Raw genomic sequence first — 12,081 nt, forward strand, 5'->3', positions numbered from 1 at the left:
ATTCCAATTCTTGTTGGTTCAGCCGGCTCAGGCCGGGGGATTTCCGAAGACGATCACCGCGAGCCAGCCGAACAGCTGGTCGAGACCGAACACGATCGCCATCATGATGACCACGAAGACCAGCACGACGAGCGTGTAGTTCAGCAGCTCACGACGGGTCGGGGTGACGACCTTCTTCAGTTCTGTGAAGACCTGCCTGATGAACAGGGCGATCCGGGCGAAGGGGTTGCGCTTGGCAGCCCGATCTTTCTTGGCATTCTCTACGACGTCCTCGGAGGGTTCGTCGACTATTTTTCGTGCCACCGTTTCAGTACCTTTCACAAGCCGGTGCAGGGCGGACAGGACTCGAACCTGCAACCTGCGGTTTTGGAGACCGCTGCTCTACCAATTGAGCCACCGCCCTTGGGGAGACAAATCGCGCCGCTTCGCTACACTCACCTCAGGGAAGACCTGAAAAATTGGCATAGAAAAGCTTGGCGGATTCAACCACCGTCAGCCAGTGTAAGCGACTTCCGATACGACTGCAAAGGCGAGCAAGGAGCACCATGCGCACCAGTCCGTTCCGGGTCGGATTCGTGGCCACACTGGGGGCGTTGATCGCCGTGGCCCTCGGGTTCGCCTTCATCCAGCTCTCGACGGTGGTGATCTGCATCCTCGCGTCGCTGTTCCTGGCCCTCGGGCTCGACCCGCTCGTGCGCTTCCTCACCCGGCGGCGGATCCCGCGCGGCTGGGCCATCCTGCTGGTCTTCGCCCTGGTGATCGCCTTCGCCGTGCTGGTCGTCTTCCTGGTCATCCCGGCGGTCGTCGACCAGACCACCGAGCTGGTGTCGAACCTGCCGGGGGCGGTCAAGGCCGTGACCGAGGAGAAGTGGTTCGGCGAGGTGTTCGGGTCGTCGGTCGACACCCAGAAACTCGTGAGCGACCTCGAGAGCTACCTGTCGGATCCGAACAATTTGGCGGCTCTCGGCGGCGGCGTGCTGAAGATCGGCGTCGCGCTGGTCAACGGGATCTCGGGCGGCATCCTGGTGCTCGTGCTGACCCTGTTCTTCCTCGGCTCGCTCGAGGCCGTGAAGAGCAGCCTCTACGTGCTCGTGCCGATGTCCAAGCGCGAGGGGGTCGTCTCGATCACCGAGCAGATCGTGCGCTCGATCGGCAAGTACGTCAGCGGCCAGGTGATCCTCGCGGGCACCAACGGCGTCTTCGGCTTCATCGCGATGGTGATCATCGGGGTGCCCTACGCGGGCGCCCTCGCCGTGGTGGCGTTCCTGCTGGCGCTCATCCCGCTGGTCGGCACGATCATCAGCGCGGTGCTGGTGACCTTCATCGGCCTGACCGTCTCGCCCGGGGTCGCCATCGCGATCGGCATCTACTTCCTCGTGTACATGCAGGTCGAGGCGTACGTGCTGAGCCCGCGGGTCATGAACAAAGCGGTCGACGTGCCCGGCATCCTCGTGGTGATCGGCGCGCTGGTGGGCGGCACGCTGCTCGGCGTGCTCGGCGCCCTGATCGCGGTGCCCGTGGTCGCCTCGCTCCTCATCATCGTCAAGCAGGTCGTGGTTCCGAGGCAGGCCAAGGCGTGAGCGACATGATCAGCGCTCCGACGATCATGACGAGCGCGATCGCACTGCTGACCATCGCGAACCCGATCGGCAGCCTGCCGATCTTCCTCAACCTGACGAAGGACTTCGACCGGGCCCGTCAGCGCCGGATCGGCATCCTGGTGGGCATCGCGGTCTTCGCGGTGCTGACGGTGTCGCTGCTTCTCGGCAAGCTCATCCTCGAGGCGTTCAGCATCGACATCACGTCGTTCCGGATCGCCGGCAACCTGCTGGTCGCCTCGATCGGCTGGGGCATGCTGACCGCGAAGGCGAACGTGCTGACCGTCTCGGACTCGCAGTCGCCCGTGGTCGTGCCCCTCGCCATCCCGCTCATCGCGGGGCCGGGTGCGATCAGTCTCGTGATCACCTTCGCCGAGAACTACGGCACTCCGCTCGACCTGCTCGCCGGGGTGCTGGTGAACCTCGGCATCGCGCTCGTGATCGCGGTCGCGCTGTTCTTCGCGCCCGAGGTGGCGCGGGTGGTCAAACCGACCGGGATGAGCATCGTCACCCGCATCTTCGGTCTGCTGCTGCTCTCGATCGCGGTGCAGTCCATCCTCGGCGCGCTCACCACCGTCTTCCCGGTGCTCACCAAGTAGCCTGGGGGTGTGACGAACCACCCCCGCATCTCGAAACGAATCGCCGCCATCGCCGAATCGGCGACCCTCAAGGTCGACGCGAAGGCCAAGAGCCTGCAGGCCGCCGGTCGCCCGGTGATCAGCTACGCGGCGGGCGAGCCCGATTTCGCGACCCCGGCGCACATCGTGGAGGCCGCAGCCGCCGCGGTGCTCGAGCCGAAGAACTACCGCTACACGCCGGCCGCGGGGCTGCCGGAGCTGCGCGAGGCGATCGCCGCGAAGACGCTCCGCGACAGCGGGCTCGAGGTCGCGCCCTCGCAGGTCATCGTCACGAACGGCGGCAAGCAGGCCGTCTACGAGTCGTTCGCCACCCTGCTCGACCCGGGCGACGAGGTGCTCGTGCCGACCCCGTTCTGGACCACGTACCCCGAGGCCATCGCTCTCGCCGGCGGCGTGCCCGTCGAGGTCTTCGCCGGCAGCGACCAGAACTACCTCGTCACGGTCGAGCAGCTCGAAGCAGCCCTCACGCCCCGCACGAAGGTGCTGCTGTTCGTCTCGCCCTCGAACCCCACCGGCGCCGTCTACTCGTCCGAGCAGACGAAGGCGATCGGCGAGTGGGCCGAGGCCAACGGCCTCTGGGTGATCAGCGACGAGATCTATCAGAACCTGGTCTACGACGGCCTCCGCGCCGTCTCGATCGTCGAGGCCGTGCCCGCACTGGCCGACCGCACCCTTCTGGTCAACGGCGTGGCCAAGACCTACGCGATGACCGGATGGCGGGTGGGCTGGATGGTCGGCCCCCAGGATGCGATCAAGGCCGCGTCGAACCTGCAGTCGCACCTCTCGTCGAACGTCGCGAACATCTCGCAGCGTGCCGCGATCGCCGCCCTGAACGGGCCGCAGGACACGGTCGACGTGATGCGCGAGACCTACCAGCGCCGCCGTTCTCTGATCGTCGACGGCCTCAACGCGATCGACGGGATGCACGTGCCGACGCCGGAGGGCGCCTTCTACGTCTACGCCGACGTGACCGGACTGCTCGGGCGCACCTGGGGCGGAGTGACGCCGACGACCTCGCTCGAGCTGGCCGACCTCATCCTCGACCAGATCGAGGTGGCGACGGTTCCGGGCGAGGCGTTCGGGCCGAGCGGGTACCTGCGGTTGTCGTACGCGCTGGGCGACGAGGCGCTGCTCGAGGGCGTGGGCCGGCTGCAGCGACTGTTCGCCTGAGCTGCCGGCCGCCGCGATCCTCGAATCGCGGCGGATAGGCCGGTGAAGGTGGTGCGGGCGGCTGGTTGCCGACACGATGGACCAATGAGCACCGACGACACCTCCGACCCCGCCGTGCGCGTGCGCGACCTGCGAAAGGACTACGGGCACTTCCACGCCGTCGACGGGATCAGCTTCGACATCGAGCGCGGCGAGACCTTCGCGCTCCTCGGGCCGAACGGGGCCGGCAAGAGCACGACGGTCGAGATCCTCGAGGGGTACCGCGAGCGCACCAGCGGCGAGGTCAGCGTGCTCGGCCAGGATCCGCGGCACGCCGGACTCGCCTGGAAGGCCCGCCTCGGCATCGTGCTGCAGCAGACCGGAGAGAGCGGCAACGTCTCGGTGCGCGAGCAGCTCGCCCACTTCGCCTCGCTCTACCCGAACCCGCGCGACGTCGACGAGGTGATCGCCGCCGTCGGGCTCGAGGAGAAGGCGAAGACCCGCATCAAGTCGCTCTCCGGCGGCCAGCGGCGCCGGGTCGACGTGGCCCTCGGGATCGTCGGGCGCCCCGAACTCCTCTTCCTCGACGAGCCGACCACCGGGTTCGACCCCGAGGCGCGCCGCCAGTTCTGGGAGCTCATCCGGTCGCTCTCCCGCGAGGGCACCACGATCGTGCTCACCACCCACTACCTCGACGAGGCCGCTCAGCTGAGCGACCGCGCCGCCGTCATCGCGGGAGGACGCCTGATCGAGATGGGCCCGGTCCACGAGCTCGGGCCGGCCGAGGCCCGCATCCCGATCGTGCGGTGGCGGGATGCGTCGGGGCTTCACGAGGAGCGGACCGAGACCCCGGCCGCCCGCGTCGCCGCCCTGGTCGCGGCCCACGGAGAGCTGCCCGAGCTCGAGGTCATCCGCCCCGGCCTCGAGGACATCTACCTCGACCTGGTCGCCACCGCCGAAGCCGAGACGCGCGCACAGACCCCGACACAGGAACAGACACGAGTCGACGCATGACCACCACGCCCACCCGGCCCACCGCATCCTTCGGCCCCCTCCGCACCCTGAGACTGGGCCTCGCCCGCGCGGTCTACGAGACGACGATCTACTTCCGCGCCGGCGACACGATCTTCTTCACCTTCCTCTTCCCGGTCGTGCTGCTCGGCATCTTCTCGGTCGCATTCCAGGGCCTCGGCAACGTCGGCGAGGTGAACGGTCAGGGCGGCGTCTCGCAGGCCGCCTTCTACCTGCCCGGGATGATCGCCGCCGGCATCCTGCTGAGCGGGGTGCAGAACCTCGGCATCGACATCGCCGTCGAGCGGAGCGACGGCACGCTCAAGCGCCTCGCCGGCACCCCGCTGCCCGTAGTGTCGTACTTCATGGGTAAGATCGGCCAGGTGCTGGTGACCTCGCTCGCACAGATCGCCATCCTCATCCTGCTCGCCCGGGTGGCGTTCGGCGTCGAACTGCCCACGGAGCCGGCCAAGTGGCTCACCTTCGCCTGGGTCTACCTGCTCAGCATCTCGACCGCGGCCGTGCTCGGCATCGCGATCTCGCAGCTGCCGAAATCGGGCAAGAGCGCCTCGCCCGTGATCATCCCGCCGCTGCTCGTGCTGCAGTTCATCTCGGGCGTCTACATCTCGTTCTCGCTGCTGCCGGACTGGCTGCAGGCGATCTCGAGCGTCTTCCCGCTGAAGTGGATTGCGCAGGGGATGCGCTCGGTCTTCCTCCCCGACGACTTCGCGGCCGCCGAGGTGGGCGGCAGCTGGGACCTGCCGGGCGTGGCGATCGTGCTCGGCATCTGGCTGGTCGTGGGGCTCGTGGTGTGCCGGATCGGCTTCCGCTGGATCCGCAAGGACAGCTGAGCGAGCCGCAAGGACAGCTGAGCGAGCCGCCTACCCCCTACGCGTTCTCCTTCCGGAACGTCCGCGTCCCTACGTACAGCCCGGCCGCGAAGAGCGCCAGCGTCCAGATCACGCCCCACATCGTCGTGATCGTGAAGAAGTTCCCGGCGAACAGCTCGCGGATCGCGTTCACGATGTACTTCGTCGGCATGAAGTCGCTGACCACCTGCAGCCACTGCGGTCCGATCGTCATCGGCAGCAGGATGCCCGACAGGAGCAGCACCGGCAGCGCGATGCTGTTGATCACCGGCGCCATCACATCCTCGCTCTTGGTCGTGAGCGCCAGCGCGTTCGAGGCGGCAGCGCACGCGGCGCCGAGCAGCACGGTCAGCACGAGGCCGAGTGCCATGCCCCCGATCGACCCGGTGAGTCCGAACAGGAACGCCAGGCCGATCAGCACGAGCCCCTGCACGAACAGCTGCAGCACGTCGCGCAGGATGCGCCCGAGCAGCAGCGCGGTGCGACTCGCCGGCGTCACCCGCTCGGCCTCGATCACGCCCGCCCGCCACTCGGCGATCAGCCCGAACCCGGCGAACAGCGCCCCGAACAGGCCCAGCTGCACGAGCAGCCCCGGCACGAACAGCGTGTACGCGTTCTGCGCGCCGAGCGAACCGGCGAGCGGCTCGAGCAGCGGGCCGAAGAGCACCAGGTAGAGGATGGGCTGCACCAGACCGATGATCACCCAGGCCGGGTTGCGCAGCGCCAGTCGCAGCTGGCGGCGAAAGACGATGTAGGTCTCTCTCCAGAACATTGGTCAGGCTCCTTCTCGCAGCGAACGGCCGGTCAGGGTGAGGAAGACGTCGTCGAGCGTGGGCCGGCGCACCTCGATCGACTCGAGCGCGATGCCCTCGGCGTCGAGCGCGCGGATCAGGCCCGCGACCTCGTGCCCCGCCCCGCGCACCCGGGCGCGCACCGTGGCGGCTCCGGCACCCGCGGCGCCGTCGGCCGGCTCCGAGTCGGCGATGGCGGCGAGCAGCCGTGCCGCCGCCGGTGCCTGCGCCGGATCGGCGACCACGAGCTCGACGAGATCGCCCGAGACCTGCCGCTTCAGTGCATCCGGAGTGTCGCTCGCGACGATCACCCCGTGGTCGATGACGAGGATGCGGTCGCAGAGTGCGTCGGCCTCGTCGAGATAGTGGGTGGTGAGGAAGATCGTGGCCCCGCGCTTCACCCGGAGATCGGAGATGTGGGTCCAGAGGTTCGCGCGCGCCTGCGGGTCGAGCCCCGTGGTCGGCTCGTCGAGGAACACGAGGGTCGGGTCGTGCACGAGCCCCATCGCGATGTCGAGGCGACGACGTTGCCCGCCGGACATCGCCCGCGGCTGGCGCTCCCACAGACCGTCGAGGTCGAGCTGCTCGAAGAGTTCGCGGCCGCGCGTCTCGGCCTGCTTCTGACTGATGCCGTAGAGCATCCCGTGATCCATGATCTCCTCGCCGGCCCGCGCCTCGGGCGAGGTCGAGCCGCTCTGCGAGACGTAGCCGATGCTGCGGCGCACCTGCTGCGACTGGGTCGCGACGTCGTAGCCGGCCACCGTCGCCGACCCGGCCGTGGGCTTGAGCAGCGTCGTCAGCATCCGGAGCGTGGTCGTCTTCCCGGCTCCGTTCGGGCCGAGGAAGCCGACGATCTCCCCCTCGGCGACGTCGATGTCGACCCCGGCGACCGCCTTGACCTGCTCCTTCTGCTTACCCCGCCCCCGCCCGTCGAACGTGCGGGCGAGCCCTCGCGCGTGGATCATCCGGTCTCCTTCTCGGCCCTGCGGCAATGTGGACATCGTTCACATTAGGGCCCGGAGTGCCGACTGCGGAAGACCCGGCTCAGATCCCGTGGCCGAGGAACACCGGTTCGGGCTGCAGCAGCACGCCGAACTCGGCCATCACCCGGCCCTGCACGAAGCGCGCGAGCTCGGCCACATCGGCGGCCAGGCCGCCCCCGGAGGGCCCGGATGCTGCGGCGCCGCCCGCCGTGTTCACGATCGCCAGCGTGTGCTTCGACGAGATCGCCGCCGTCGATCCCGGAAGCGAGAACCCCTTCCGCACCCCGGCGCGCTCGATCAGCCACGCGGCGCTGAGCTTCACGTGGTACTCGGCCGGCAGTCGTCGCGCGGCGTGGTCGCCGTCGATCGACACCCCGGTTCCGGCGTCGCCGATCGGCACGACCAGATCCGGTTCGTCCGGCTCGATCTGCCAGCGCGGTGCATCCGAGGGGAGCGTGCGCGCGAAGGCCTCGGTCACGATCGGGTTGGTGAAGAACGAGCCGGCGCTCACCGAGTCCGGGTCGGCCGCATCCAGGACCATGCCCTTCGAGGCGCGAAGGCCGAGCACCGTCGCGCGGACCTCGGTCAGCGGCATCCGCTCGCCGACCTCGACCCCGAGCGCGGTCGCGAGCTGGCCGTAGGCGATCGGACGGCTGAGGGGCACGGTGTCGCCGTCGCGCGCATCCGTCAGGTCGAAGGTGACCGAGAGCACGACACCGCGCCGGCCGCGCTTGAAGACGGAGGTGCGGTAGCCCAGCCCGAGTTCCTCGCGCCGCAGCCGGACGACCTCGCCCGAGTCGGCGTCGAGGAAGTCGAGCGAAACGATCGAGGATTCGACCTCCTGCCCGTAGGCGCCGATGTTCTGGATGGGCGCGGCCCCCACCGAACCGGGGATGCCGGACAGCGCCTCCATGCCGCTCAGCCCGTTCTCGACGGCGTAGCGCACGAGACCGTCCCAGGACTCGCCCGCCTGCACGCGGAGTCGCACGGTGCCCGACTTCGCCGGAAGCGTGGCGATCCCGCGGGTGGCGACCCGGATGACGGTTCCCTCGAAGCCCTCGTCGGCGACGACCACGTTGGAGCCCCCGCCGAGCACGAACCAGCGCTCGGGGTCGTCGTCCTCGTCGGCCCAGGCCTGCCGGGCGAGGTCGAGCAGCTCGGGCTCGGTCGTCGCGGTCAGCAGGCGCTCGGCCGGGCCGCCGACGCGCAGGGTCGTGAGCCGGGCGAGCGGAGTCGCCGCCGAGCCCGTTGAAGACACCGAACCCGGATCCGTCACGGCAGCCTGACGAGCACCTGGGCCTTGCCCAGCACGGTGCCGCCCTCGACGGTCACGGTCAGGTCGATGCGCGCGGTCCTCTCGGCCTCGTCGACCTTCCCGATCACCGCACGCACCGACACGTCGGCGCCCTCGGTGGGATGCACGACCACGGGCCGCGTGAACCGCACCTGGTAGTCGAGCACGCGCGCCGGGTCGCGCAACCAGTCGACGACCGGCTGCACGGCAAGCCCCATGGTGAGCATCCCGTGGGCGAGCACGCCCGGCAAGCCGACCTCGGCAGCGACGTCGTCGCGGTAGTGGATGGCGTTGAAGTCGCCGGAGGCGCCCGCGTAGCGCACGAGCGACTCGCGCGTCAGGTGGTAGGTCGCCTCGGCGACCACATCGCCGGGGACGAAGGGGTGGACCAGGACCTCGTCGCTCGTCATGCCGCGTCCCCTCTCACCACGAGGGTCGAGGTGGCGGTGGCCACGTGCTCGTCCCGCGCATCCCGGATGGTGGTCTCGGCGGCCACCATGGCGTTGCCCCCGAGGGTCTTGATGCTCGTGATCGACAGCTGCGCGGTGAGCTCGTCGCCGGCCACGATCGGCCGGGTGTACGAGAACTGCTGCGAGCCGTGCACGACGTGGGTGAGCTCGATCCCCGAGTCCTCGATCGCGAAGAGCTGGTCGAGGGTGAGCTGCTGCACCACGATCGCGAACGTGGGGGGCGCGACGACGTCGGCGTAACCGGCCTCGCGCGCCGACTCGACGCTGTAGTTCACGGGGTCGGAGGCGAACACGGCGCGCGAGAACTCGCGCACCTTCTCGCGTCCGACGAGATAGGGGCTCGTCTTGGCGAACTCCCGCTCGATCAGGTCCTGGTTGACTGGCACGCTTCTCATCTTACGTTCGCGGCTCCAGTAGGGTCGGTGGCGTGCGACTAGGTGTGCTCGACGTCGGATCCAACACGGTCCATCTCATCGTCGTGGATGCGCATCCCGGCGCCCGGCCCGTGCCCGCTGCGTCGCACAAGTCGGTACTGCGCCTGATGCGCTACCTCGAACCCGACGGCGGGATCAGCGAGGACGGCGTACTCGCGATCATCGCCGCGATCTCCGCCGCCACCGAGGTCGCCCGCCGCGAGGGCATCGACGAGCTGCTGCCGATGGCCACCTCGGCCCTCCGCGAGGCCCGGAACGGCGAGGAGGTGCTCGCCCGGATCGAGCAGGAGACCGGGGTCGCGCTGCGGGTGCTGACCGGCGAGGACGAGGGGCGCCTGACCTTCCTGGCCATCCGCCGCTGGTACGGCTGGTCCTCCGGCAACATCCTGCTCTTCGACATCGGCGGAGGCTCGCTCGAGATCGCCGCCGGCAGCGACGAATACCCCGAGGTCGCCGTCTCGCTGCCCCTCGGCGCCGGCCGCACCACAGTGCAGTTCTTCCCCGACGATCCGCCCTCGCCCGAGCAGATGCTCGAACTGCGGGCGCACTCCCGTGCGGTGATGCGAGCGGATGCGCTGCCCCTGTTCGAGCAGCTGCCGCCGTTCGAGCACGTGGTCGGGTCGTCGAAAACCATCCGCTCGCTCGCACGACTGGCGGGTTCGTCGTTCGCGAGCAGCTCGATCGGCGGCGAGGACAGGCTGACGCTGCGGCGCTCGGAGCTGAAGGACTGGATCCCGCGCCTCGGGCAACTGCCCGCCGAGGCCCGGCAGGCGCTGCCCGGGATCACGCCGGACCGCACCTTCCAGATCGTGGCCGGAGCCGTGGTGCTGCACTCGGCGATGAAGCTGTACGACGTCGACGAGCTCGAGGTCTCGCCGTGGGCGCTGCGGGAAGGCATCCTGCTGCGCTACCTCGACGGGCTCGGCTAAGCCCGGCGCCGCACCCTAGCCCGAGACCGCCCACAGGGCGACCGCGCTCGCGGCGGCGACGTTGAGCGAGTCGATGCCGTGCAGCATCGGGATCTGAACGACGGTGTCGGCCGCCCGGATCGCCTCGGCGGTGAGTCCCGCACCCTCGGTGCCGAGCACCAGGGCGACCCGCTCGGGGACGTTCCGTTCGAAGTCGCGGAGGCTCACCGCATCCGGAGTCAGGGCCAGCGCCGCGATGTGGAAGCCGTGCGCGTGGAGCAGCGGCCCGAGCTCGTCCCACTCGCCGACCCTCGTCCACGGCACCTGCAGCACCGTGCCCATGCTCACGCGGATCGCGCGGCGGTAGAACGGGTCGGAGCAGCGCGGCGAGACCAGTACGGCGTCGGCCCCGATCGCGCCGGCCGAGCGGAAGATCGCGCCGACGTTGGTCGGGTCGACGACGTCCTCGATCACCACCACCCGGCGGGCGCCGCGGAGGAGCTCGGCCGGGTCGGGCAGCGGCGGCCTCGTCATGGCGGCGATCAGGCCGCGGTGCAACAGGTAGCCGGTGAGCTCGCCGAGCAGTTCGGCCGGGCCGACGAACACCGGGACGTCGGGGTGCCCGCCCGCCTCGAGTGCGGCGACCGCCTCGTGCTCGCTCGCCCCGAGGGCCAGCACCGAGCGAGGGACGTGGCCGGCACGCAGGGCGCGTTCGAGCACCAGCAGCGACTCGGCGATGTACAGCCCGTTCTCGCGGCCCGGCTCGCTGCGCTTCGCGTTCTTGAGCGCCACATCGGTCGCGTGCGCGTAGTCGGCGAGACGCGGATCCTGCAGATCCTCGACGCGGATGACGGGCATGGAACGAGAGTCTAGGGTGCGGGCGCGGGCCGGATGCGGCGACGGGCCAGCGCGCGGACGCCGAGCATGAGCACCGCGCCGAGCAGGGCGCCCGCGGTGTTCGTGATGAGGTCGTTGACGTCGGCGGTGCGGCCGTCGTCGAGCAGGTACTGCGTGATCTCGATCGTGAGCGTCGCGGCCAGCGCGATGCCGAGGACGGTGAGGATGCGCGCGCCCGCGAGCACCAGCAGCAGGCCGAGCGGCACGAAGACGAAGACGTTGAGCACCGCGTCGACCGCCGAGCCGCGGCCGTCGAACTGCAGGGGCACCAGGTTGAGCCGCACGCCGAGCCCGCTGCCCGGGCGCAGGGTCATGAACGCCACCCCGGCGGCCCAGATGAGGGTGAGCAGCACCACCGGGCCGCGTGACACGGGCCCGGGGATCAGCCCGCGGCCGACCGCGACCATGCCGAGCGCCACGAGGAGCCCGGCGAACAGCAGGCTCAGGAGGTATTCGAGCATGCAGTGATGGTGTCATGCGGCGGGGCCCGCCGCCTGGGCGTGCGCCGGGAGGGGCTGGGGGTGGGTCGACCGCGTTTGATCGACAGACGTGGACGAGCGCGGAGCCGGAGCGCGGTTTGCGGCCCCGGAGGCGTGGGCGGCGGGCTCGTAGTGCAGTCTGAGGGACGAAGGGTCGCTGCTACCGGAACGAGGAGACTGTCGTGTCCACCTCGAACGCACCGGTTCCGGAAGCGTGGGGTGACTTCGCGGTGGGGACCCCGTGGTCGGACGACCCGGCCGTGGTGTTCCAGTGCCGCACCGACGAGCCGGAGTGCGACGACGACCTCCTGGTCTACCGGGACCGCCTCGTCATCCGCCCCACCGGCGACCGGCCCCCGGCGACCCTCGCCCTTTCCCGGATCGAGAGCTGGGAGATCGAGCGCCGGGGCGTGGTGCTCCTCCTCCGCCTGTGCCCGACGGCCGGCGACCCGCTCGAGGCACGCCTCTCGGCGACCTTCGAACCCCCTCTGACGAGGACCCTGACGAGGCTGCTCGGGCAGCCCGGGACGGCATCCCGCCGCCCCCTGTGAATTACCGGC

At 69.9% G+C, this 12,081-nt stretch carries 15 protein-coding genes and 1 tRNA gene; 7 read left to right on the forward strand and 9 right to left on the reverse strand.

Annotated features, from left to right (window positions below):
* Window positions 1–27: 27 nt before the first annotated feature.
* Window positions 28–303, reverse strand: a complete 276-nt coding sequence (gene secE, locus HSO01S_RS04600; RefSeq protein WP_066039390.1) for a preprotein translocase subunit SecE — start codon at window positions 301–303, stop codon at window positions 28–30.
* A gap of 27 nt (window positions 304–330) precedes the next feature.
* Window positions 331–403: transfer RNA gene (locus HSO01S_RS04605), tRNA-Trp, on the reverse strand.
* A 142-nt stretch (window positions 404–545) separates the two neighbouring features.
* Between HSO01S_RS04605 and HSO01S_RS04610 the strand changes: the two genes are divergently transcribed.
* The 5 genes from HSO01S_RS04610 to HSO01S_RS04630 all read left to right on the forward strand — a co-directional run bounded on the left by HSO01S_RS04610 (window position 546) and on the right by HSO01S_RS04630 (window position 5,247).
* A complete protein-coding gene (locus tag HSO01S_RS04610; protein WP_066039391.1) occupies window positions 546–1,580 on the forward strand; it encodes an AI-2E family transporter in 1,035 nt (344 codons plus the stop codon).
* A gap of 5 nt (window positions 1,581–1,585) precedes the next feature.
* Complete coding sequence (locus HSO01S_RS04615; RefSeq protein WP_157078907.1) at window positions 1,586–2,197, forward strand: MarC family protein; 612 nt, start codon at window positions 1,586–1,588, stop codon at window positions 2,195–2,197.
* A 9-nt stretch (window positions 2,198–2,206) separates the two neighbouring features.
* Entirely contained in the window at window positions 2,207–3,406 is a 1,200-nt protein-coding gene (locus HSO01S_RS04620; protein ID WP_066039393.1) for a pyridoxal phosphate-dependent aminotransferase, read from the forward strand.
* 84 nt (window positions 3,407–3,490) lie between these two features.
* Window positions 3,491–4,399, forward strand: a complete 909-nt coding sequence (locus tag HSO01S_RS04625; protein ID WP_066039394.1) for an ABC transporter ATP-binding protein — start codon at window positions 3,491–3,493, stop codon at window positions 4,397–4,399.
* A complete protein-coding gene (locus tag HSO01S_RS04630; protein WP_066039395.1) occupies window positions 4,396–5,247 on the forward strand; it encodes an ABC transporter permease in 852 nt (283 codons plus the stop codon). The genes HSO01S_RS04625 and HSO01S_RS04630 overlap by 4 nt, the downstream gene beginning before the upstream one ends.
* Before the next feature lie 37 nt (window positions 5,248–5,284).
* Here HSO01S_RS04630 and HSO01S_RS04635 read toward each other — a convergent pair whose 3' ends face one another.
* The 5 genes from HSO01S_RS04635 to HSO01S_RS04655 all read right to left on the reverse strand — a co-directional run bounded on the left by HSO01S_RS04635 (window position 5,285) and on the right by HSO01S_RS04655 (window position 9,189).
* Complete coding sequence (locus HSO01S_RS04635; protein WP_066039396.1) at window positions 5,285–6,037, reverse strand: ABC transporter permease; 753 nt, start codon at window positions 6,035–6,037, stop codon at window positions 5,285–5,287.
* Between the two features lie 3 nt (window positions 6,038–6,040).
* Complete coding sequence (locus tag HSO01S_RS04640) at window positions 6,041–7,021, reverse strand: ATP-binding cassette domain-containing protein (protein WP_066039397.1); 981 nt, start codon at window positions 7,019–7,021, stop codon at window positions 6,041–6,043.
* A gap of 79 nt (window positions 7,022–7,100) precedes the next feature.
* On the reverse strand, window positions 7,101–8,297 hold the full coding sequence (locus HSO01S_RS04645) for a UDP-N-acetylmuramate dehydrogenase (RefSeq protein ID WP_066039398.1): 1,197 nt from the start codon (window positions 8,295–8,297) through the stop codon (window positions 7,101–7,103).
* Window positions 8,298–8,311: 14 nt separating this feature from the next.
* A complete protein-coding gene (locus tag HSO01S_RS04650) occupies window positions 8,312–8,743 on the reverse strand; it encodes a MaoC/PaaZ C-terminal domain-containing protein (protein ID WP_066039399.1) in 432 nt (143 codons plus the stop codon).
* Window positions 8,740–9,189 (reverse strand): FAS1-like dehydratase domain-containing protein, encoded by a 450-nt coding sequence (locus HSO01S_RS04655; protein ID WP_066039400.1) that lies wholly within the window; start codon window positions 9,187–9,189, stop codon window positions 8,740–8,742. Before HSO01S_RS04655 ends, HSO01S_RS04650 begins: the two co-directional genes overlap by 4 nt.
* Before the next feature lie 41 nt (window positions 9,190–9,230).
* Between HSO01S_RS04655 and HSO01S_RS04660 the strand changes: the two genes are divergently transcribed.
* Window positions 9,231–10,166 carry a Ppx/GppA family phosphatase gene (locus HSO01S_RS04660; RefSeq protein ID WP_066039401.1) on the forward strand — a complete coding sequence of 312 codons (936 nt, stop codon included), beginning with the start codon at window positions 9,231–9,233 and terminating at the stop codon, window positions 10,164–10,166.
* Between the two features lie 15 nt (window positions 10,167–10,181).
* Here the strand turns inward: HSO01S_RS04660 and HSO01S_RS04665 are convergent, their stop codons facing one another.
* Together HSO01S_RS04665 and HSO01S_RS04670 are read right to left on the reverse strand one after the other, a co-directional pair.
* Complete coding sequence (locus HSO01S_RS04665; protein WP_066039402.1) at window positions 10,182–11,003, reverse strand: TrmH family RNA methyltransferase; 822 nt, start codon at window positions 11,001–11,003, stop codon at window positions 10,182–10,184.
* Between the two features lie 11 nt (window positions 11,004–11,014).
* On the reverse strand, window positions 11,015–11,503 hold the full coding sequence (locus HSO01S_RS04670; protein ID WP_066039403.1) for a VanZ family protein: 489 nt from the start codon (window positions 11,501–11,503) through the stop codon (window positions 11,015–11,017).
* Between the two features lie 200 nt (window positions 11,504–11,703).
* On the opposite strand from HSO01S_RS04670, the gene HSO01S_RS04675 reads away from it, so the two are divergent.
* A complete protein-coding gene (locus HSO01S_RS04675) occupies window positions 11,704–12,072 on the forward strand; it encodes a hypothetical protein (RefSeq protein ID WP_066039404.1) in 369 nt (122 codons plus the stop codon).
* Window positions 12,073–12,081: the final 9 nt, after the last annotated feature.

It is taken from the genome of Herbiconiux solani NBRC 106740 (genome assembly GCF_001571005.1).
Classification (GTDB): domain Bacteria; phylum Actinomycetota; class Actinomycetes; order Actinomycetales; family Microbacteriaceae; genus Herbiconiux; species Herbiconiux solani.